The sequence below is a fragment of the Stenotrophomonas sp. 05L413 genome, assembly GCF_056397945.1.
In genome coordinates, this window is the sequence record NZ_JBFTOL010000003.1 from 162151 (window position 1) to 182682 (window position 20532).

20 protein-coding genes are annotated in these 20532 nt (G+C 65.4%); 9 read left to right on the forward strand and 11 right to left on the reverse strand.

Annotated features, from left to right (window positions below):
* Nucleotides 1–2: 2 nt before the first annotated feature.
* Genes pilW through ndk form a run of 3 tightly spaced genes read right to left on the reverse strand, consistent with a single transcriptional unit; the run spans nt 3 to nt 2428 of the window.
* The gene (gene pilW / locus AC1DIQ_RS07350; protein ID WP_121042154.1) at nt 3–800 is read right to left on the reverse strand and encodes a type IV pilus biogenesis/stability protein PilW; all 798 of its coding nucleotides are present in this window, start codon (nt 798–800) and stop codon (nt 3–5) included.
* Complete coding sequence (rlmN, locus tag AC1DIQ_RS07355) at nt 787–1992, reverse strand: dual-specificity RNA methyltransferase RlmN (RefSeq protein WP_152150567.1); 1206 nt, start codon at nt 1990–1992, stop codon at nt 787–789. The genes pilW and rlmN overlap by 14 nt, the downstream gene beginning before the upstream one ends.
* A 10-nt stretch (nt 1993–2002) precedes the next feature.
* Nucleotides 2003–2428, reverse strand: coding sequence for a nucleoside-diphosphate kinase (gene ndk / locus AC1DIQ_RS07360; RefSeq protein WP_008265389.1), 426 nt, complete (start codon nt 2426–2428; stop codon nt 2003–2005).
* Nucleotides 2429–2749: 321 nt separating this feature from the next.
* Between ndk and AC1DIQ_RS07365 the strand changes: the two genes are divergently transcribed.
* Genes AC1DIQ_RS07365 through AC1DIQ_RS07375 form a run of 3 tightly spaced genes read left to right on the forward strand, consistent with a single transcriptional unit; the run spans nt 2750 to nt 7059 of the window.
* Nucleotides 2750–3412 (forward strand): TetR/AcrR family transcriptional regulator, encoded by a 663-nt coding sequence (locus AC1DIQ_RS07365; RefSeq protein ID WP_478049757.1) that lies wholly within the window; start codon nt 2750–2752, stop codon nt 3410–3412.
* 43 nt (nt 3413–3455) lie between these two features.
* The gene (locus AC1DIQ_RS07370; protein WP_478049758.1) at nt 3456–5828 is read left to right on the forward strand and encodes a 3-hydroxyacyl-CoA dehydrogenase/enoyl-CoA hydratase family protein; all 2373 of its coding nucleotides are present in this window, start codon (nt 3456–3458) and stop codon (nt 5826–5828) included.
* A gap of 22 nt (nt 5829–5850) precedes the next feature.
* Nucleotides 5851–7059 carry an acetyl-CoA C-acyltransferase gene (locus AC1DIQ_RS07375; protein ID WP_478049759.1) on the forward strand — a complete coding sequence of 403 codons (1209 nt, stop codon included), beginning with the start codon at nt 5851–5853 and terminating at the stop codon, nt 7057–7059.
* 270 nt (nt 7060–7329) lie between these two features.
* Here AC1DIQ_RS07375 and galU read toward each other — a convergent pair whose 3' ends face one another.
* The 8 genes from galU to cmk all read right to left on the reverse strand — a co-directional run bounded on the left by galU (nt 7330) and on the right by cmk (nt 15638).
* Nucleotides 7330–8211 carry a UTP--glucose-1-phosphate uridylyltransferase GalU gene (galU, locus tag AC1DIQ_RS07380; protein ID WP_121042144.1) on the reverse strand — a complete coding sequence of 294 codons (882 nt, stop codon included), beginning with the start codon at nt 8209–8211 and terminating at the stop codon, nt 7330–7332.
* Nucleotides 8211–10118 carry a polysaccharide biosynthesis protein gene (locus AC1DIQ_RS07385; protein WP_183073785.1) on the reverse strand — a complete coding sequence of 636 codons (1908 nt, stop codon included), beginning with the start codon at nt 10116–10118 and terminating at the stop codon, nt 8211–8213. The genes galU and AC1DIQ_RS07385 overlap by 1 nt, the downstream gene beginning before the upstream one ends.
* A 16-nt stretch (nt 10119–10134) precedes the next feature.
* On the reverse strand, nt 10135–11109 hold the full coding sequence (locus AC1DIQ_RS07390) for an MraY family glycosyltransferase (RefSeq protein ID WP_282264199.1): 975 nt from the start codon (nt 11107–11109) through the stop codon (nt 10135–10137).
* 3 nt (nt 11110–11112) lie between these two features.
* The gene (gene lapB, locus AC1DIQ_RS07395) at nt 11113–12291 is read right to left on the reverse strand and encodes a lipopolysaccharide assembly protein LapB (RefSeq protein WP_121042140.1); all 1179 of its coding nucleotides are present in this window, start codon (nt 12289–12291) and stop codon (nt 11113–11115) included.
* 6 nt (nt 12292–12297) lie between these two features.
* Nucleotides 12298–12582 (reverse strand): LapA family protein, encoded by a 285-nt coding sequence (locus tag AC1DIQ_RS07400; RefSeq protein WP_121042138.1) that lies wholly within the window; start codon nt 12580–12582, stop codon nt 12298–12300.
* Between the two features lie 102 nt (nt 12583–12684).
* Nucleotides 12685–12990, reverse strand: a complete 306-nt coding sequence (locus tag AC1DIQ_RS07405; protein ID WP_019183098.1) for an integration host factor subunit beta — start codon at nt 12988–12990, stop codon at nt 12685–12687.
* 87 nt (nt 12991–13077) lie between these two features.
* Nucleotides 13078–14763, reverse strand: coding sequence for a 30S ribosomal protein S1 (gene rpsA / locus AC1DIQ_RS07410; RefSeq protein WP_121042136.1), 1686 nt, complete (start codon nt 14761–14763; stop codon nt 13078–13080).
* Between the two features lie 194 nt (nt 14764–14957).
* Nucleotides 14958–15638: a (d)CMP kinase gene (gene cmk, locus AC1DIQ_RS07415; protein WP_046273768.1), complete on the reverse strand. Its 681-nt coding sequence runs from the start codon at nt 15636–15638 to the stop codon at nt 14958–14960.
* Nucleotides 15639–15832: 194 nt separating this feature from the next.
* On the opposite strand from cmk, the gene ykgO reads away from it, so the two are divergent.
* The 6 genes from ykgO to AC1DIQ_RS07445 all read left to right on the forward strand — a co-directional run bounded on the left by ykgO (nt 15833) and on the right by AC1DIQ_RS07445 (nt 20469).
* Entirely contained in the window at nt 15833–15958 is a 126-nt protein-coding gene (gene ykgO, locus AC1DIQ_RS07420; protein WP_057628212.1) for a type B 50S ribosomal protein L36, read from the forward strand.
* A gap of 166 nt (nt 15959–16124) precedes the next feature.
* Complete coding sequence (locus tag AC1DIQ_RS07425) at nt 16125–16451, forward strand: hypothetical protein (protein ID WP_121042134.1); 327 nt, start codon at nt 16125–16127, stop codon at nt 16449–16451.
* Between the two features lie 46 nt (nt 16452–16497).
* Entirely contained in the window at nt 16498–17532 is a 1035-nt protein-coding gene (locus AC1DIQ_RS07430; RefSeq protein ID WP_152150559.1) for an agmatine deiminase family protein, read from the forward strand.
* Nucleotides 17533–17806: 274 nt separating this feature from the next.
* Nucleotides 17807–18694 (forward strand): carbon-nitrogen hydrolase, encoded by an 888-nt coding sequence (locus tag AC1DIQ_RS07435; RefSeq protein ID WP_121042130.1) that lies wholly within the window; start codon nt 17807–17809, stop codon nt 18692–18694.
* A 19-nt stretch (nt 18695–18713) separates the two neighbouring features.
* A complete protein-coding gene (locus AC1DIQ_RS07440) occupies nt 18714–19244 on the forward strand; it encodes a GNAT family N-acetyltransferase (protein ID WP_121042128.1) in 531 nt (176 codons plus the stop codon).
* Nucleotides 19237–20469: a TraB/GumN family protein gene (locus AC1DIQ_RS07445; RefSeq protein WP_428999458.1), complete on the forward strand. Its 1233-nt coding sequence runs from the start codon at nt 19237–19239 to the stop codon at nt 20467–20469. Before AC1DIQ_RS07440 ends, AC1DIQ_RS07445 begins: the two co-directional genes overlap by 8 nt.
* Nucleotides 20470–20532 lie beyond the last annotated feature (63 nt).

The following is a 20532-nucleotide window of genomic DNA, read 5'->3' on the forward strand; positions in this document are numbered from 1 at the left end:
CTTCAACCCCGGGGATTAGGTGCCGCATCCTGCGGAAATTCGTCATGAATTCGCTGCAGATAGCGACCGGATGCCACGCTGTCGCCAAGCCGCGCCTCGATTTGAGAGGCAAGTTGTAACACGGAACGTGTGGCCGGTGCAGCCGTCAAACGCCGTTGCGAAAAGGCCCGGGCCTCGAAATAGCGCCCTTGGGCGTACTCGTTGCGGGCCATCGACTCGAGCGCATAGGCATTGACGGGATCTATCTCAAGTGCCCGTCGCAGGTCCGGCACGGCCCGTTCGGGCTGGCCGGCGTCCAGTGCACAGCCACCGGCATTGGCCAGGGCGGACGCCGGGGTGGTGTAGCCCGGCGCCTGCAGCGCCCGGTCGAACCAGACCAGCGACTCGGCCGGCCGGCCATGAGCACATAGCCACGCGCCATAATTGTTGAGGACGTCGCCGCGCTCCGGGCCCAGCTCGGCGGCCTTGGCGTACAGCTGCCCCGCTTCGGCCTGGTTGCCGCGCTGGGCGGCGATGGCTGCCAGCAGCATGTAGGCCTCGGGACGCCGCGCATCGATCTTCATCGCCGCCCGCACCCGCTTCTCGGCGGCATCCGGGGCACCCGCGCGCAGCGACTCGCCGGCCAGGACCATCTGGTCCTGGTAGTTCACGCGTTTGCGGATCTCGGGGTTGTCGCGGGCCTCGTAGGTTGGCGCGACCTCGAGAGGACCGGACGGCGGTTTGATGCCTTGCTTGCCACAGCCGACCACTGCCAGCGCGAGGAAAACAACGGCTGGCAATCGGCAATCAGGCAGCGGCATCCCGGCCTTTCCCGTCCTGCAGCGTTTTATTGAACTCGGCCTGGCGGCGCGTGCGATCCATGACCTGGCCCTTGAGCTGGCCACAGGCGGCATCGATGTCGTCGCCACGGGTGCGTCGCACCATCGTCAGCACCTTCGCATCGAGCAGGATCTTCTGGAAGGCGCGGATATCGGTTTCGCCGGAGCGCTCATAGCGCGTGCCCGGGAATGGATTGAACGGAATCAGGTTGACCTTGCCCGCGTTCGAGGCCTGCACGGCGTTGTCGAACTGGCGCATCAGCCGCGCCAGCTGGCGGGCGTGCTCAGGCTGGTCATTGATGCCCTTCATCAAGGTGTATTCGAAAGTGACCGATTCGCGGCGCTTGTTGGCGCGCAGGTAACGTGCGCACGAGGCCATCAGCTCGACGATCGGGTACTTCTTGTTGAGCGGGACCAGGGTCTCGCGCAGTGCATCGTTGGGCGCATGCAGCGACACCGCCAGCGACACGTCGCTCTCGGTGGAGAGGCGGTCGATCTGCGGCACCAGGCCGGAGGTGGACAGCGTCACGCGCTTGTTGGCCAGGCCGTAGCCCAGATCGTCGCGCATCACGCTCATGGCGCGCACGACGTTGTCGAAATTCATCAACGGCTCGCCCATGCCCATCATCACCACGTTGGTGAGACGACGCTGCTTGTGCGGGATGTTGCCCAGATGGCGCGCCGCGACCCACACCTGGCCGATGATCTCGGCGGTGGACAGGTTGCGGTTGAAGCCCTGGGTGGCGGTCGAACAGAAGGTGCAGTTCAGCGCGCAGCCGACCTGCGAGGACACGCACAGCGTGCCGCGATTCTTGTCCGGGATGTAGACCGCTTCGATCGCATTCTTGCCGTCGGTGCCCATGGCCAGCAGCCACTTGTGGGTGCCATCGGCGGAGGGCTTGTCGAACACGATGTTCGGGACCAGCACCTCGGCATGCTGCTTGAGCTTGGCGCGCAACGCCTTGCCGAGGTCGGTCATGTCATCGAAATCGGTGACGTAGTGATGGTGGATCCACTTCATCACCTGGTGGGCACGGTAGCGCGCTTCGCCGAGTGTCTCGGCGAAGAAGCGCTCCAGACCCTCGCGATCGAGGTCGAGCAGGTTCTGCTTGGCCACAGCCGGGCTCGAGACGAGCACGGATGGGATGGCGGTTGGCTGTACGACCTCGTTCACGGCATCACTCTCAGCGCGAGACGACTTCAGTCGCGGCGAAGAAGTAGGCGATTTCGATCGCGGCATTCTCAACCGAGTCCGAGCCGTGGGCGGCATTGGCATCGATGGATTCAGCGAAGTCGGCGCGGATGGTGCCTGCGGCGGCTTCCTTCGGGTTGGTGGCGCCCAGCAGGTCGCGGTGGGCCAGCACGGCGTTCTCGCCTTCCAGCGCCTGGATCATCACCGGGCCGGAGATCATGAACTCGACCAGCGCGTTGAAGAACGGACGCTCGCGGTGCACGGCGTAGAAGCCTTCGGCTTCACGGCGCGACAGCTGCTTGTACTTGGCGGCGACGACCTTCAGGCCGGCCTTTTCAAAGCGGGCGTAGATTTCGCCGATGACGTTCTTGGCGACGGCGTCCGGCTTGATGATGGAAAGGGTGCGCTCCAGCGCCATGGGAATACTCCGTTGGGCGGGCCACTTGATCGGCCCGAGGTTAGCATGAAAAAAACCCGCGTCAAAACGCGGGCTTAGCCTGATATACGTGCGCCAATTCTAACGTGTAACCCCGCCGTACGGTAGTGCCGGCCGCTGGCCGGCAACGCCCTGTGCGCCTCGGGTGATCGGCCTGTTCAGGCAACGGCGTGGTTGCCGGCCAGCGGCCGGCACTGTCGGGAGCGCGGATGAACGAACCCCCGTTTCTGCTGCGCCGCACAATGCGGTGACGCAACCACAGGTCTAGTATCAAACAATCGTTTGATTGAACTGCCCTGCCCCATGGCCAAACCTGCCCACTTCTCCACCAAGGACCGCATCCTCGGCGCTGCCGAGGAACTGTTCGCCCTGCACGGGTTCGCGGGCACCTCGCTGCGCCAGGTCACCAGCCAGGCCGATGTGAACATCGCCGCGGTCAATTATCACTTCGGCTCCAAGGAGAACCTGGTCAACGAGGTCTTCCGCCGCCGCATGGATGAAATGACCTCGGCCCGCCTGGGCCAGCTGGAGGCTGCACGCCGTGAGCACCCCGGTGAGCTGCGCCCGGTGCTGGCCGCCTTCGTCGAGCCGGCCCTGGCGATGGCCCAGGACCGCCAGACCGGCGGCGCGTTCGTGCGGGTCATCGCCCGCGCCTACGCCGAAAAGAACGACAACCTGCGCAAGTTCCTTTCCGACCATTACGGCCACGTCCTGCGCGACTTCGGCAAGGCGATCTCCGCCTGCGTGCCGGGGCTGAGCAAGGAAGAGCTGTACTGGCGCCTGGATTTCCTCGCCGGCTCGCTGACCTATGCCATGGCCGACTTCGGCCTGATCAAGCGACCCGCCGGTGTCACCGAAGCGGCGCATCGTGCCCATGCCGCCCAGGAACTGATTCATTTCGCCGAAGCCGGATTCCGCGCCAGCGCGGCCTCGAGCGCTCCGACGACCTCCCTTTCCACCCCGTAGAGCCGGGCGCTGACCGGCTTCCAGACAACAAAGGCTTATCGACATGTCCAATTCCCTGCTAGTCCGCCGTGCCGCCGTGCTGGGTGCCGGCGTCATGGGTGCCCAGATCGCCGCCCACCTGACCAACGCCGGCGTCGACACGGTGCTGTTCGACCTGCCCGCCAAGGAAGGTCCGGCCGATGGCATCGTGCTCAAAGCCATCGCCAACCTGGGCAAGCTCAGCCCTGCCCCGCTCGCCAGCAAGTCCTACGCCGAGGCGATCACGCCGGCCAACTATGAGACCGGCCTGGAGCAGTTGCGCGACTGCGACCTGATCATCGAAGCCATCGCCGAACGGATGGACTGGAAGCAGGACCTGTACAAGAAGATCGCCCCGTTCGTGGCCGATCACGCCGTGCTGGCCTCCAACACCTCGGGCCTGGGCATCAACAAGCTCGCCGACGTGCTGCCGGAGCAGCTGCGCCACCGCTTCTGCGGCGTGCACTTCTTCAATCCGCCGCGCTACATGCACCTGGCCGAGCTGATCCCGGCCACCACCACCGATGCCGCCGTGCTGGAAGGCCTGGAAGCCTTCCTGGTCACCACGCTGGGCAAGGGCGTGGTGTATGCCAAGGACACCCCGAACTTCATCGGCAACCGCATCGGCGTGTTCTCGATCCTGTCCACCATCCACCACACGCAGGCCTTCGGGCTGGGCTTCGATGAAGTGGACGGCCTGACCGGCCCGCTGGTCGGCCGCCCGAAGTCGGCGACCTACCGCACCTCCGACGTGGTCGGCCTGGACACCATGGCGCACGTGATCAAGACCATGGGCGACACCCTGCCCAACGATCCGTGGCATGAATTCTTCACCTCGCCGACGTGGCTGGACGCGCTCATTTCCAAGGGCGCGCTGGGCCAGAAGACCGGTGCCGGCATCTTCCGCAAGGTCGGCAAGGACATCATGGTGCTGGACCTGGACAAGCAGGACTACCGCCCCGCCGACCGCGCCGCCGCACCGGAAGTGGTCGAGATCCTCAAGATCAAGAACCCGGCCGAGAAGTTCGCCAAGCTGCGCGAGAGCCAGCACCCGCAGGCGCAGTTCCTGTGGGCGACCTTCCGCGACCTGTTCCATTACAGCGCCTACCACCTGGCCGATATCGCCGAGACCGCGCGCGACGTGGATCTGGCCATCCGCTGGGGGTACGGCTGGTCGCTGGGCCCGTTCGAAACCTGGCAGGCTGCCGGCTGGAAGCAGGTCGCCCAGTGGATCGCCGATGACATCGTCGCCGGCAAGAGCATGAGCAATGCCCCGCTGCCGGACTGGGTGTTTGATGGCCGCGACGGCGTGCACGCCGCCGAAGGCAGCTACAGCCCGTCGCGCAATGCCAAGCTGCCGCGTTCGGCCCTGCCGGTGTACCAGCGCCAGCGCTTCCCGGATCTGCTGCTGGGCGAGACCTTCAGCCCGGGCGAAACCGTGTTCGAGAACGACGGCGTGCGCATGTGGCACGACGGCGACGGCATCGCGGTGGTCAGCTTCAAGACCAAGATGAACACCGTGTCCGACCACGTGCTCAACGGCCTGCAGGAAGCGATCAAGCGCGCCGAGCAGGATTACAAGGGCCTGGTGATCTGGCAGCAGAAGGAACCCTTCTCCGCCGGTGCGGATCTGTCCGGTGCGCTCGGCCTGCTGCAGGCCGGCAAGGTGGACCAGTTCGAAGAAATGGTGCACAACTTCCAGCGCACCAGCCAGGCGATCAAGTATTCGCTGGTGCCGGTGGTGACCGCCGTGCGCGGCCTGGCCCTGGGGGGCGGCTGTGAGTTCCAGATGCACAGCGCCAAGAGCGTGGCCGCGCTGGAAAGCTACATCGGCCTGGTTGAAGCAGGCGTAGGCCTGCTGCCGGCCGGCGGTGGCCTGAAGGAACTGGCCGTGCGCGCCTCGCAGGCCGCAGGTCCCGGCGGCGACGTGTTCGCCGAGCTGAAGAAGACCTTCGAAACCGTCGCGATGGCCAAGGTCTCCAACTCGGCGGTCAACGCCAAGGAACTGGGCCTGATGCGCGCGACCGACAAGGTGGTGTTCAACAGCTTCGAGACGCTGCACATCGCCAAGGCCGAAGTGCTGGCGCTGGCCGAAGGTGGCTACCGTCCGCCGATGCCGGCCCGCCGCATCCAGGTCGCCGGTGACGTCGGCATCGCCACGTTCAAGATGATGCTGGTCAACATGCTGGAAGGCCGCTTCATCAGCCCGTACGACTACGAGATCGCCGTGCGCATCGCCACCGTGCTGTGCGGTGGCGAAGTGGATCGCGGCACGCTTGTGGACGAAGAGTGGCTGCTGACGCTGGAGCGCAAGCACTTCGTCGAACTGGCCCAGCAGGAAAAGACCCAGGCCCGCATCGCGCACATGCTCAAGACCGGCAAGCCGCTGCGTAACTGACCCTTTTAAAGAGATCACTGCAATGACCAAGCAAATCCAGGACGCCTACATCGTCGCCGCCACCCGCACCCCGGTGGGCAAGGCGCCCAAGGGCGTGTTCCGCAATACCCGCCCCGACGACATGCTGGCCCATGTGCTCCGCTCCGTGGTCGCACAGGCGCCGAGCATCGACCTCAACCGCATCGATGATGCGATCATCGGCTGCGCGATGCCGGAAGCCGAGCAGGGCATGAACGTGGCGCGCATCGGCGTGCTGCTGGCCGGCCTGCCGGACACCATTGCCGCGCAGACCGTCAACCGTTTCTGCTCCTCCGGCCTGCAGGCCGTGGCCATGGCCGCCGACCAGATCCGCCTGGGCAATTCGGACCTGATGCTGGCCGGTGGTACCGAGTCGATGTCGATGGTGCCGATGATGGGCAACAAGATCGCGATGGCGCCGAGCGTGTTCGACAACGACCACGTCGCCATTGCCTACGGCATGGGCATCACCGCCGAGAAGGTCGCCGAGGAATGGAAGGTCTCGCGTGAGGAGCAGGACGCCTTCGCCCTCGCCTCGCACCAGAAGGCCATCGCCGCGATCCAGAACGGCGAGTTCAAGGACGAGATCAGCCCGTACGACGTGCGCACCCGCCAGCCGGACCTGGCCGACGGCCGCCGCATCATCACCCGCGACAAGATCGTGGATACCGACGAAGGCCCGCGCCTGGATTCGTCCGCTGAAGGCCTGGCCAAGCTGCGCCCGGTGTTCCGCAACGGCCAGTTCGGTGGCACGGTCACCGCGGGCAACTCCTCGCAGATGAGCGATGGCGCCGGTGCGGTGCTGCTGGCCTCCGAGCAGGCGATCAAGGATTACGGCCTGACCCCGCTGGCCCGCTTCGTCAGCTTCTCCGTCGCCGGTGTGCGCCCGGAAGTGATGGGCATCGGCCCGATCGCTGCGATCCCGAAGGCACTCAAGCAGGCTGGCCTGACCCAGGACCAGCTGGACTGGATCGAGCTCAACGAGGCCTTTGCGGCGCAGTCGCTCGCGGTCATCCGTGATTGCGGCCTGGACCCGTCCAAGGTCAATCCGCTGGGCGGCGCGATCGCCCTGGGCCACCCGCTGGGTGCGACCGGCGCGATCCGCACCGCCACCCTGCTGCACGGCCTGCGCCGTCGTCAGCAGAAGTACGGCATGGTGACCATGTGCATCGGCACCGGCATGGGCGCGGCGGGCATCTTCGAGTCGCTGTAAGGCATTGATCGGTGCCGGCCGACGGGTCGGCACCGGTGCAGTGGGTGTCACCGGTGCAGTGGGTGTCACCGGTGCAACCCGGTGGCGCCAATGCAACGGGTAGACACCGACCGCTGGTCGGTGCGCAGTCGGAAACGAAAAGGGCAGCCTCGCGGCTGCCCTTTTCTGTTCTGTCGGGAGCCGGCCAGCGGCCGGCACTACCCTCGCTGCTTGATGAGCCGGCCAGCGGCCGGCACTACCACCGCTGCATCGCGCGGCGGCAGCCCGTCCTCAGCCTTCGGCCAGCATCTTCTGCAGCACTTCGCGCGCCGGGCCGGCCAGCTTCTCGTTGTCGAGCGCGAAGCGGATCGTGGCTTCGACCAGGCCCAGATGGGTGCCGCAGTCGAAACGGCGGCCCTCAAAGCGGAACGCGTCGACACGCTCACTCTTGAGCAGCTCGGCGATCGCATCGGTCAGCTGGATCTCGCCGCCTGCACCGGTCCCGGTCGCTTCGAGCAGCTCGAAGATCTTCGGGCTGAGCACGTAACGGCCGACCACGGCCAGGTCGCTGGGGGCGTCTTCGGGCTTGGGCTTTTCGACGATCGCGTTGATCTTGCCCTGGCGGCCATCGAAGGCCTCGGTGGCCACGATGCCGTAGCTGCCGGTCTTGTCATGCGGCACGTCTTCAACCGCGATGATGCTGGCGCCGGTGGCTTCATTGGCATCGGCCATCTGCTTGAGGGCACCGTTGCCGCGGTTCCAGATCAGATCGTCCGGCAGCAGCACGGCGAACGGCTCGTCACCGACAATCGCCTTGGCGCACAGCACCGCATGGCCCAGGCCCAGCGCTTCCGCCTGCGTCACGAACACCGCGCGAACGCCGTTGGGCAGCACGTGACGGACCAGTTCGAGCTGTTCCTTCTTGCCGGCGCGCTCGAGCTTCTGCTCCAGCTCGTAGGCTTTGTCGAAGTAATCCGCGACCGCATGCTTGTAGCGGTTGGTGATGAAGATCAAGGTGTCACAGCCGGCCTCGATCGCCTCATCAACGGCGTACTGGATCAACGGCCGATCAATGATCGGCAGCATTTCCTTCGGAACGGTCTTGGTGGCCGGAAGGAATCGCGTTCCCAACCCTGCGACAGGAAATACCGCCTTGCGAATACGCTTGCTCATCAGAACCTGTTGGCCTCACGCGCGGGAAAGGCCAGAACTTTAGCAGAGCTGACGTGATCATCCTGTTGCAGCGGCGAGAACTCCGGCATGGTCGAGAACAGAATGCTGTTGATCGCATCAGTGTCGTAGGTGGCGATCGCCTCGCGCAGTTTCGGCACGTTGGCCAATACTTGTTCGCGCGCGAACGTGCGTACGCCGGCTTCGAGAATCTTCGGGTGTGCGGTAGGACGATAATCTTCGTCCGAATAGAAGAGCGTCTCGTGCAGTTTCTCGCCCGGGCGCAGGCCCGTATAGACGATGGCGATGTCCTTGTACGGCTGTTTGCCGGCCAGGCGGATCATCTGCTCGGCAAGCACCCGGATCGGCACCGGCTCGCCCATGTCCAGCGTGTAGATCGCCCCATGCGAGGCCGACGCGGCCGCCTGCAGGATCAGCTGGCAGGCCTCGGGAATCGTCATGAAGTAGCGGGTGACTTCCGGGTCGGTCACGGTGACCGGGCCGCCTTTGAGGATCTGCTCGCGGAACACCGGCACCACGCTGCCAGCCGAGGCCAGCACGTTGCCGAAGCGCACGGTCACGAAACGGGTGTGGCTGGTCTTCTGGTCCAGGCTCTGGCAGATCATCTCCGCGTAGCGCTTGCTGGCGCCCAGCGCGTTGACCGGATCGACCGCCTTGTCGGTGGAGATGAAAACGAAATGCTCGATCCGCGCTTCGACGCAGGCGCGGGCCACCGTTTCGGTGGACAGAATGTTGTTGCGCACCGCTTCGCGCAGCTGGCGCTCCAGTACCGGCACCTGCTTGTAGGCGGCGGCGTGGAACACCGAGTCCACCCGCGACAGCGACAGCGCATGGCGGATCACTGCGGGGTCCCCGCAGTCACCCAGCACCGCCTCCACGACCAGATCCGGGAAGCTGCGCTGCAGCTCGGCCTCGATGGTCAGCAGCAGCAGCTCACTCATTTCGACCAGGACAATCCGCCCTGCCCCATGGCGGGCACACTGGCGGCACAGTTCAGAGCCGATCGACCCACCTGCGCCCGTGACCAGCACGGTGCGGCCACCCAGCCAGCCGCGGATCAGCGCCCAATCCGGCAGGATGGGCTTGCGGCCGAGCAGATCCTCGATCGCCACTTCCTTGAGCTCACCCGGCAACGAGTGACCCAACAGAATATCGTTGAGCTTGGGCACCATGCGGAACGGAATGCCGGTGCTCTCGCAGATGGCCACCACCCGCTGCATGCCGACGGCATCCAGCGACGGGATGGCGATCACCAGCAGCTTGGCGGCGGTCTCGCGGACCACGGCGGGCGCGTCTTCCAGCGTGCCGAGGATCGGCAGGCCCTGCAGCTTGGCGCCCTGCAGATGCGGGGCATCGTCAAGCAGGCCGACCGGCTCGAAATCGCCGGAGCGGCGCAGGTCACGCACCAGGGCTTCCGCTGCCTGGCCGGCACCGAGGATCAGCACACGGCGGGCGGTGACGTCCGACTGCAGCGCCTGGTAGTCCTTCCACGCGCGATACAGCAGACGCGGGGCGCCCAGCAGCGCCGACAGTGCGAAGGGATAGATGACCAGCACCGACATCGGCACGCCTTCGAAGCGCTTGTACGCCAAGGCCACCACGATGGCGAGCAGGCCGATGAAGCTGGCTTTGAAGATGTTGAGCAGATCGGCGACGCTGGCAAAGCGCCAGAGGCCGCGATACAGGCCGACCCGCCAGAACACCACGGCCTGGATGACCAGCACCAGCGAGGTATCGATGTTCCAGAGCGGCAACGCCGGCGCATCGGCCAGCATCGAGTAGCGTCCCGCATGCAGCAGCTGCCAGCACGCCCAGACCATGAAGAGATCGTGGGCGACGATGGCGGCACGGGGCACCAAGCCGGTAAATCGGTCCTGCCAAGGCGTCATAAACAACGTAGTCCTTCTAGTTGCGCATTCCCTTGCGCAGGAGCAGCCAAAGGCCGGTCGCGAGGATCAACCACGCGATGGCCACGGCAGCCTCCCACCTCGGCTGCAGATTCGTGCATGCATTAAACACTGCCGCACTGAATATTCCAAAAACAAGATACATCCCGGTGACGAAAGTGTGGCTTGCACCACTTTTCACCGCGCGCTGATAGAGATGCTGCGTGTGGGGTTCCATCCAGCGCTGTCCGGACAGGATGCGCGAAAGCAATGTGAAGCCTGCGTCCACAAGAAAGGCCGAAAGCGGCACCAGCAACAGCAACCAGTGGATATCGGTACGCACGCTGACCAAGCAGACCAGGGCCGCGATCGCGTAGCCCAGCGCCCCGCTGCCGACGTCCCCCATGAAGATGCGCGCCTTCGGGTAGTTGAACGGCAGGAAGCCCAGACAGGCCAGCCCCAACACCACGCCGGCCAGCCCGTAAGGCGGCGGCAGGACCAGGGCGAAGGCGAGACCGGCCAGGATGGCCTGTGTGGTCGCGATGCCGTTGATCCCATCCATGAAGTTCCAGATGTTGATCAATGAGGTGGCAAACAACAGCGCCAGCAGCGCCTGCCAAGGGTTGCCACTGGCATGCCAGACCAACCCCGCCAGAAGCGCGGCGGCGATGGCATGGACCAACAGGCGACGAACCGCCGGCAGGGGCCGGTGGTCGTCCCACCAACCAATCCCCGCGACCAGCACCAGCCCCAGTGCGAATACCGCCAGGGTGAGGCCGGCCTTGGGCCAGATCACCACAGCGACCGCGCAGGCCAGCAGCAGGGTCAGCACGATCGCGATGCCGCCGCCGCGTGGCGTCGCCACCCCGTGGCTGCGGCGCTCGCCGGGCTCATCCAATAGATTGCGGCGCAGCGCATAGGCGCGTGCGCCCCAGGTCAGGCCCGCCGATACCGCCAGCACCGCCAGCAGCCCCGCCATCCAGGCGACCATCATGGTTCAGAGCACCGCGTAGTTGAGCAGCGGCTTGACGGTGCCCCATTCCTTGCAGCTCGGGCACTGCCAGTGATGCGTGCGCGCGCCGAAGCCACAGCGGGTGCAGCGGTACGCCGGATTGCGCACCAGCAACTGGTCGGTGATGTGCTTGAGGTCGTGCAGCGTCGCGGTGGAATCGGCGCCCTCGGCCAGGGTCAGGTCGATCAGGGCCGACTCGCCACGCACGGAAGGACGATCCTTGAGCTGGCGGCCGAGGTAGGCGCGCGCCGGAGCCACACCCTCCTGCTCCTCCATCAGCTGGGTCAGCGCCAGCACCGGGGCGATGCCGCGGTAATGTTCGGTCATCTCAGAGAGAAACGCGCGCGCGCCACCGAGGTCGCCGACCTTGCGGTAGTTCTGCATCAGCGCCTGCAGCACTTCCGGCAGGTACTCCGGATCATTGCGGGCGGCACGTTCGAAGGCACGCACGGCGGCTTCGGCATTGCCGGCGTCGTTCTCCAGGCGCCCTTCAATGATGCCGGCACGCACCGACATCGCATCGGCCTGGTAGGCGCGCGCGATGGCCGCGCGGGCCTCTTCGATCTTCCCGGCGCCACGGTAACGCTCGGCCAGCTCGCATTCGAACTGCCCGATCAGCTTGCCCATCGGCTCGCCGGTGACCTCTTCGAAGCGGCTGGCGTTGTCGATCGCCTTTTCCCAGTCGCGCTCGGCCTGGTAGATGCCGATCAGGTGCTTGAGCGCCTGCGGTGCGCGCTGGTCGATCTGGGCGAGCTCGGTGAACACGGTTTCGGCGCGATCAAGCAGGCCGGACTTCATGTAGTCCTCGCCCAGCGCCAGCAGCGCCTGGACACGCTGCTGATCGCTCAGGTCCGCGCGGTTGACCAGGCCCTGGTGCAGGCGGATCGCACGATCAACCTCACCGCGGCGGCGGAACAGATGGCCCAGCGCGACCTGGGTCTCGAAGGTTTCCTTGTCCAGCTCGGCGATGTGCAGGAACAGCTCGATCGCCTTGTCCGGCTGCTCGTTGAGCAGATAGTTCAGGCCGCGGAAGTACGTGCTGGACAGATGGCTGACCTGGTTGTCGCCATGGCGTTGACCGCCGCGACGCCCGATCACCCAGCCCGACAACGCGGCCAGGGGCAGGAACAGGAAGAACCAGAACCACTCGGAGACAAATTCCATCGGCGCTCAGCGTCCGTCGAATGTAGAAGAAGAAGGGGGTGCCACGACCACGGCAGGCGCGGCTTTCTGCGCACGGCGCAGTTTGGCGTACAGCGGGATCACCACGCTGGCGAGCACCAGGCCGCCGCCGATGAGCGCACCGGACAACAAGGCGATGATGATCGCCACGCCGGTGGTGGAATTGATCTGGGTAAAGCCCAGGCTGATGATGATCGGCTGCGAGTTGAGGGCGCCGATGATGAGACCCACGACCAGAACCGCCAGCAGGATCAGCAGACGTACGATGTTCATGCAGCAGCTCCAGTTCCGTAGGGCTCAAGAGTAGCGGACTAACACTCCGCTCTACCAGCCGACTCCGTGGAAATCACGCATCCGCCCCTTGGCGGATGACACTCAGGCAGGATCGCTTTCCAGCGGTACCACGGCGCTGACGCGCTCGCGCAGTTCCTTGCCCGGCTTGAAGTGCGGGACATGCTTGCCCGGCAACGCGACCGATTCCCCGGTCTTGGGATTGCGCCCCAGCCGTGCCGGCCGGTAGTGCAACGAAAAACTGCCGAACCCGCGGATCTCGATGCGATCCCCGCCGGCCAGCGCCCCACCCATCATTTCCAGCAACGACTTCACGGCCAGATCGACATCGTCCGACTTCAAATGCGCCTGTCGGCGCGCCAGGATTTCGATCAGCTCGGATTTGGTCATTACGGGCTCTTGGGGAGGAACTCAGACCCTGAAACGGCCCGGACTGATGTCCGGGCCGCCCAGGAAACTACGACAGCGACAGACCGATTACTCGGACTTGTTGCCGTTCAGCTGTGCACGCAGCAGCGCGCCGAGCTGGGTGGTGCCGCTCGAGGCCGAAGAGGACTGGTATTCCTCCAGCACTTCGCGCATTTCCGCGTCGTCCTTGGCCTTGATCGACAGCTGCAGGGTACGACCCTTGCGATCCATGCCCACGAACTTGGCTTCCACCTTGTCGCCGACCTTCAGGAACTGGGTCGCGTCGTCCACGCGCTCGTTCGCAACGTCGCGAGCGGCCACGTAGCCTTCGATGCCGTCAGCCAGTTCGATGGTAGCGCCCTTGGCGTCCACTTCCTTGACCACGCCTTCGACCTTGGAACCCTTCGGGTTGGCCGCCATGTACTGACCGAACGGATCCTGCTCCAGCTGCTTGACGCCCAGGCTGATGCGCTCGCGCTCCGGATCGACGGCCAGGACCACTGCGTCCAGGTTGTCGCCCTTCTTGTAGTTGCGGACCACGTCTTCGCCGGTGGTGTTCCAGCTGATGTCGGACAGGTGCACCAGGCCATCGATACCGCCGTCCAGGCCGATGAAGATGCCGAAGTCGGTGATCGACTTGATCTGGCCCGACACCTTGTCGCCCTTCTTGTGGATGGCAGCGAAGGTTTCCCACGGATTGGCGGCAACCTGCTTCATGCCCAGCGAGATGCGGCGACGCTCCTCGTCGACGTCCAGGACCATGACTTCAACTTCGTCACCGACCTGCACAACCTTGGACGGGTTGACGTTCTTGTTGGTCCAATCCATTTCCGACACGTGCACCAGACCTTCGACGCCCGGCTCGATCTCGACGAATGCGCCGTAATCGGTGACGTTGGAGACCTTGCCGAAGACGCGGCTGTTGGCCGGGTAACGACGGGCGATGTTGTCCCACGGATCCTCGCCCAGCTGCTTCAGACCCAGCGAAACGCGGTTGCGCTCGCGGTCGAACTTCAGCACGCGCACGTCCAGCTCGTCGCCGACGTTCACGACTTCGGACGGATGGCGCACGCGCTTCCAGGCCATGTCGGTGATGTGCAGCAGGCCGTCGATACCGCCCAGGTCCACGAATGCGCCGTAATCGGTCAGGTTCTTGACGACACCCTTCAGGATCGCGCCTTCCTGCAGCTTGTCCATCAGCTGCTCGCGCTCTTCCGAATGCTCGCTTTCGACGACTGCACGACGGGACACAACGACGTTGTTACGCTTGCGGTCCAGCTTGATGAGCTTGAATTCCAGCTCCTTGCCTTCCAGGTAGGCCGGGTCGCGCACGGGGCGCACATCCACCAGCGAACCGGGCAGGAACGCGCGGACATCCTTGATGTCCACGGTGAAACCACCCTTGACCTTGCCGCTGATGCGGCCGGTGATGGTTTCGTTCTTTTCCAACGCTTCTTCCAGCTCGTCCCACACCATCGCGCGCTTGGCTTTCTCACGCGACAGAACGGTTTCACCGAAGCCGTTCTCGATGGAATCGAGGGCAACCTTGACGACGTCGCCTTCAGCGACATCGATCTCGCCAGCGTCGTTACGGAACTGTTCGATCGGCACGATGCCTTCGGACTTCAGGCCGGCGTTGATCACCACGACATCGCCGCGGACTTCAACAACGACACCGCTGACGATCGAGCCCGGCTTCAGCTTGGCCAGATTGGCCTGACTGGCTTCGAACAGCTCTGCAAATGATTCGGTCATTAGATTTACTCTGTTGGACACATGGGCATTGGCCCCCGAAGGGAACCGCTTACTGCCCGCCTGTTGGTCGACCCCGGTAACGCAGGTCGTGTGTTAATTAGGAAAACCGCCACGCATCATTGCGGGACGGAGCTTCTGTTGCCTTGCGATGGTGCGACACCGTCGATGGATTGACGGCCCTCCTTTACAACGGATCAGGCACCCGAAACCGGAAGCAGATCCAATACCTTGGCAACGACAGCGTCGATGCCAATACCACTGGTGTCGATGACGACGGCATCGTCTGCCGGCTTCAGGGGCGCCACTGTGCGCTGTGCATCACGGGCGTCGCGGGCCATGATCTCGCGCAGGAGGTCGTCAAAGTTAACCGAAACACCCTTGTCTTTCAACTGCTTATGCCGCCGCTCGGCCCGTTCCTCGGCGCTGGCGGTCAAAAACACCTTGAATGGGGCGTCCGGGAAGATGACCGTGCCCATGTCCCGTCCGTCGGCGACCAGGCCCGGCTCCATCCTGAATGCGCGTTGGCGCTCTTTCAGCGCCGCCCGGACCTCCGGGATGGCGGCAATGGCCGAGGCCAGCGCCCCGGTGGTCTCCAGGCGCAGCTCGTCGGTGGCATCGGTCTCGTTGACCAGCACTCGCAGCCCGCCATCGGCCGATTCCACGAAGCGCACGTGGGTGTCGAAGGTGCAGCGCACCAGCGCCGAGGCGTCGGAGGTATCGATATCAGCCCAGCTGGCGGCCACGCCCACCGCCCGGTACAGGGCGCCCGAATCCAGGTAATGCCAGCCCAGGCGGCGTGCGACAATGCGGCTGACAGTGCCTTTGCCGGCCCCGGAAGGACCGTCGATGGTGAGCACGGATGGAAGCTGATTCATGGGTTTCCCGGTAGATGTGACCGCCCATTCTAGCCCCTGCCCGGGGCGGCTTGAGACTTTTTTGGCCCAACCACTTGAAAGGATGGGAAAAAGCCCGGTAGAATGGCGGGCTTGAACGGGCGTCACCTGCCGATTGTCATCTGCATATCGCGGCCGCGCTCCAACCGAATCCAACGTTTACGCCGAGGTATGCAATGAAAGTCCTGTCTTCCCTGAAGTCGGCCAAGACCCGTCACCGCGACTGCAAGGTCGTCCGTCGCCGCGGCAAGATCTTCGTGATCTGCAAGTCGAACCCGCGCTTCAAGGCTCGCCAGCGCTGAGCCGGCTGGCCTCACGGCCGCCATCGGTCCCTCGCCGGACCGGGTGATGAACAAAAAGCCGCCTCCGGGCGGCTTTTTGCTGCCATTTTTGGTGTAATCGCCGGGTAGCTCACGACCGTTGGCCGTGGGACCTTCCGCATTCTTGACCACTGGGGAGTAGATCGAGATGAAGCGTTACCTGACCACTTTGCCGTTGCTGGCCGTGCTGGCCGTTTCCAATGCCCACGCCGACACCCTGCTGATCGACCGCAGCCGTGAAAAGCCCGCCGTCGCCCTGCCCGTCCGCGGCCAGAGCATGCAGCAGGTCCAGGCCCAGTTCGGCGAGCCGGGCGAGCGCCTGGATCCGCGCGGCGGGCAGAAGCGCCAGTGGCCCACGATCAACCGCTGGGTCTACCCGCAGTTCACCGTCTACTTCGAAAAGCAGAAGGTGATCGACGTGGTCGCCAACCGCGCCGACGCCAACGAGATCGGGCCGAAACCGCCGATCCGCTGACCCCTTTCCCTTTGCCCGCCAGCCGGCGGGCCATCGCACTGAGATCATGAACGACACGCTCCGCTTTCCGGCCGAATGGGAATCCCAGTCCGCCATCCTGATCGCCTGGCCCCACGCCGACACCGACTGGGCCGACCGCCTGGGTGACGTCGAGGACACCTACATCGCGCTCGTCGCGGCCATCACCCGCTTCCAGCCGGTGGTGATCATCGTCGCCGACGACGACCTGGAGGCGTACGCCGATGCGCGCCTGCGTTCGAACCGGATCGACACGGATCGCGTGCGGTTCGTGACCGCCCAGTACGATGACACCTGGCTGCGCGACTCCGGCCCGATCACGCTCAAGCGTGCCGATGGCGGCTTCCGCCTGCTGGACTTCCGCTTCACCGGCTGGGGCGGCAAGTTCGACGCCAGCCTGGATGACCAGCTGGTGGGTGTGCTGCACGCGGCCGGCACCTTCGCAAACGCCGAACTGCAGAGCATTCCGTTCGCGCTGGAAGGCGGCGGCATCGAGACCGACGGCGCCGGCACCCTGCTGACCACCTGGCAGTGCCTGCACGAGCGTCATCCGGACCGCAGCCGCGAATCGCTCAGCGCCGACCTGGCTACCTGGCTGGCCCAGGACCGTGTGCTGTGGCTGGACCATGGCTATCTGGAAGGCGACGACACCGACGCTCACATCGATACCCTGGCCCGCTTCGCCTCGACCGACAGCATCGTCTACCAGGCCTGCGATGACGCCGGCGATTCGCACTACGCCGAACTGCAGGCGATGGGTGCCGAGCTGGCGGCGCTGCGTACGACCGACGGCCAGCCGTACCGGCTGTTCCCGCTGCCGTGGGCGCAGCCGGTGATCGACGAAGGCCGCCGCCTGGCGGCTTCCTACGCGAATTACCTGATCCTCAACGGCGCGGTGCTGATGCCGGCCTACGGCGATGCGGCCGACGAAGCGGCGCGTGCGGTGTTGGTCCAGGCTTATCCGGACCGCGAGATCGTGCCGGTGCCGTGCCGTTCGCTGATCTGGCAGAACGGCAGCCTGCACTGCATCACGATGCAGCTGCCGGCGGGGTTGCTCGCTTAAGCGCCACGACCAACGGTCGTGGGCTACCGCTGTTTGGCAGGCCACCGACGCACTGTCGAAGGGATGGCGGGTGTGGAGGGGCGGGACCGTCAGGGCGCCATGGATGGCGCCCACGAGCCCCCAGGGATGGGTTTACGGCGCGTCCCGCCCCTCCGCACCCGCCAGCCCAGCCGCCGCAGCCCGCAAACCACGCGGCTGCCCATTTAGCAGCCAGCACGCTGCGTGCACCCATCCGCGATAAACTGCGTTTTTCCCCTTGCAGGACCGTCTCCGGATGAGCTCACGCCACACCCTTTCCGTCGCCCTGATCCAGGAGCGCAACCACGGCGATGCCGAGGCCAATCTGGCCGTCATCGAAGCGCGCGTGGCYGAAGCGGCCGCGCAGGGTGCCAAGCTGATCCTGCTGCAGGAACTGCACAACGGTGCGTACTTCTGCCAGCACGAGTCGGTGGATGAATTCGATCTGGCCGAGCCGATCCCGGGCCCGAGCACGGAGCGCCTGGGCGCGCTGGCCAAGAAGCATGGCGTGGTGATCGTCGGCTCGCTGTTCGAGCGTCGCGCTGCCGGGCTGTACCACAACACCGCGGTCGTCTTCGAGAAAGACGGCACCCTGCTCGGCAAGTACCGCAAGATGCACATCCCGGATGATCCGGGCTTCTATGAGAAGTTCTACTTCACCCCGGGCGATCTGGGCTTCACCCCGATCGACACCTCGGTGGGTCGCCTCGGCGTGCTCGTGTGCTGGGACCAGTGGTATCCGGAAGCGGCGCGCCTGATGGCGCTGGCCGGCGCGGAGCTGCTGCTCTACCCCACCGCGATCGGCTGGGACCCGGACGACCAGCGCGACGAACAGGGCCGCCAGCGCGATGCGTGGGTGCTCAGTCACCGCGGCCATGCCGTGGCCAACGGCGTGCCGGTGTTGAGCTGCAACCGCGTCGGCCATGAAGCCTCGCCGATGGGTGCCTCGGGCATCCAGTTCTGGGGCAACAGCCACGTGCTGGGCCCGCAGGGCGAGTTCATCGCCGAAGCCGGTGGCGAGCCGACCGTGCTGGTCTGCGATGTGGACCTGCAGCGCAGCGAACACGTCCGCCGCATCTGGCCGTTCCTGCGTGATCGCCGCATCGATGCGTACGGCGATCTGCTCAAGCGCTACATCGACTGACCGACCAGGACACCCCACCGTGACCGTGCACCTGCGCGACGCCACCGATGCCGATATCGCGGCCATCACCGCGATCTATGCGGTGGAAGTGACCGACTTCGTCAACACCTACGAGTACGAGATCCCGGAGGCGGCGGAAATGCGCCGCCGCATGCAGGACATCGTCGGCCGCGGCTTTCCATACATCGTGGCCGAGGTCGACGGCCAGGTGGCCGGCTATGCCTACGCCAATACCTACCGCGGCCGGATCGCCTATCAGTGGACCGTGGAGAACTCGGTCTATGTGGATGCGGCGTTCCAGGGCCGTGGTGTCGGCACCGCACTGATGCAGGGGCTGATCGATGCCTGCGTCGCGCGCGGTTACCGGCAGATGGTGGCCGTGATCGGCGAGCCCACCAACACCGCCTCCATCAAACTGCACGAGCGTTTCGGTTTCCATACCGTCGGCGTTTTCCGCGGCCTCGGCCGCAAGCATGGCCGCTGGCTGGATACCGTCCAGATGCAGCGCGCGCTCGGCGATGGTGCCGACAGTGCCCCTTCGAATGAATGATGCAATGACCGATACCCTGATTGACGCCGGCGACACGTTGTTCGCCGGCCAGCCCGTCCGCATCGTCGAACGCGATGGCGTGCGCTACACCCTGCTGGGCACCGCGCACGTCTCGCAGGCCAGCGTGGAAGCGGTGGAACGTGCGATCGAAAGTGGCCGCTTCGATGCGGTCGCGGTCGAACTGGACGCGCAGCGCCTGCAGGCACTGACCGACCCTGATGCGCTGGCCAAGCTCGACCTGGTCGAGGTGATCCGCAAGGGCCGCGTCGCCCTGTTCGCGGCCAACCTGGCCTTGGCCGCCTACCAGCGCCGCCTGGCCGAACAGCTCGAGATCGAGCCGGGTGCCGAGCTCAAGCGCGCGGTCACCCTGGCCAACGAGCGCAACCTGCCCGTGCATCTGATCGACCGCGAGGTCGGGCTGACCTTCCGGCGTGCCTCGCAGCGCCTGGGCTTCTTCGGCAAGATCAAGCTGGTGATGGGCCTGGGCGCTGGCCTGTTCGCGTCCGAGGAAGTCGGCGAAGACGAGATCGAGAAGCTCAAGCAGGGCGACATGCTCGAAGCCAGCTTCGGCGAGTTCGCCAGCGAGAGCCCTGCCCTGTACGAAACCATCATCGGCGAGCGCGACCGCTACATGGCCACGCGCCTGCGCGAAGTGCATGATCCGGCCCAGCGCGAAGTGCTGGCCGTGGTCGGTGCCGGTCATCTGGCCGGCCTGGCCAAGTACCTGGAAACCGACACCGACGCGCCGGGCCCGCTGCGCGAGTCGTTGGAAGACGTGCCGAAGAAGCGCAACATTCCGTGGATCACGCTGGCGATCCTGGCCATCGTGCTGACCGGTATCGGCGTGGGCTTCTATCGCGGTGGCCTGGGTGTCGGCAGCGAACTGCTGGCGGTCTGGGCGATGTACACCGGCGGCCTGGCCGGCCTGGGCTGCCTGTTGGCCGGCAGCCACCCGCTGAGCATCCTGACCGCGATCGTGGTGGCCCCGTTCAAGCCGTTCCGGCTGAGCATCCCGACCGGAGCGTTCTCGGCCCTGGTGGAAGCGCGCCTGCGCAAGCCGGCCTACGAGGATTTCCTGAAGCTGCGCGACGATGCGCAGAGCGTCAAGGGCTGGTACCGCAACCGGGTGACCCGCGTGGTGCTGACCTTCATGCTGACCAACCTGGGCAGCATGCTCGGGTTGTGGCTGACCGGGTTCCAGGTGTGGGGCAAGGTCGCGGGGTGATTCCCGCGCCGGCTGTGAATCGAAAGGCCACGCAATGCGTGGCCTTTTTTGTGCGCGAATGTG

Coding starts and splice junctions, on each gene's coding strand:
- lapB (WP_121042140.1), bottom strand. CDS start 12,291: ATGGAATTTGTCTCCGAGTGGTTCTGGTTCTTCCTGTTCCTGCCCCTG.
- ndk (WP_008265389.1), bottom strand. CDS start 2,428: ATGGCGCTGGAGCGCACCCTTTCCATCATCAAGCCGGACGCCGTCGCC.
- AC1DIQ_RS07390 (WP_282264199.1), bottom strand. CDS start 11,109: ATGATGGTCGCCTGGATGGCGGGGCTGCTGGCGGTGCTGGCGGTATCG.
- AC1DIQ_RS07430 (WP_152150559.1), top strand. CDS start 16,498: ATGAACGACACGCTCCGCTTTCCGGCCGAATGGGAATCCCAGTCCGCC.
- AC1DIQ_RS07385 (WP_183073785.1), bottom strand. CDS start 10,118: ATGACGCCTTGGCAGGACCGATTTACCGGCTTGGTGCCCCGTGCCGCC.
- AC1DIQ_RS07375 (WP_478049759.1), top strand. CDS start 5,851: ATGACCAAGCAAATCCAGGACGCCTACATCGTCGCCGCCACCCGCACC.
- AC1DIQ_RS07425 (WP_121042134.1), top strand. CDS start 16,125: ATGAAGCGTTACCTGACCACTTTGCCGTTGCTGGCCGTGCTGGCCGTT.
- AC1DIQ_RS07370 (WP_478049758.1), top strand. CDS start 3,456: ATGTCCAATTCCCTGCTAGTCCGCCGTGCCGCCGTGCTGGGTGCCGGC.
- AC1DIQ_RS07445 (WP_428999458.1), top strand. CDS start 19,237: ATGAATGATGCAATGACCGATACCCTGATTGACGCCGGCGACACGTTG.
- galU (WP_121042144.1), bottom strand. CDS start 8,211: ATGAGCAAGCGTATTCGCAAGGCGGTATTTCCTGTCGCAGGGTTGGGA.
- AC1DIQ_RS07400 (WP_121042138.1), bottom strand. CDS start 12,582: ATGAACATCGTACGTCTGCTGATCCTGCTGGCGGTTCTGGTCGTGGGT.
- pilW (WP_121042154.1), bottom strand. CDS start 800: ATGCCGCTGCCTGATTGCCGATTGCCAGCCGTTGTTTTCCTCGCGCTG.
- rpsA (WP_121042136.1), bottom strand. CDS start 14,763: ATGACCGAATCATTTGCAGAGCTGTTCGAAGCCAGTCAGGCCAATCTG.
- cmk (WP_046273768.1), bottom strand. CDS start 15,638: ATGAATCAGCTTCCATCCGTGCTCACCATCGACGGTCCTTCCGGGGCC.
- ykgO (WP_057628212.1), top strand. CDS start 15,833: ATGAAAGTCCTGTCTTCCCTGAAGTCGGCCAAGACCCGTCACCGCGAC.
- AC1DIQ_RS07405 (WP_019183098.1), bottom strand. CDS start 12,990: ATGACCAAATCCGAGCTGATCGAAATCCTGGCGCGCCGACAGGCGCAT.
- AC1DIQ_RS07365 (WP_478049757.1), top strand. CDS start 2,750: ATGGCCAAACCTGCCCACTTCTCCACCAAGGACCGCATCCTCGGCGCT.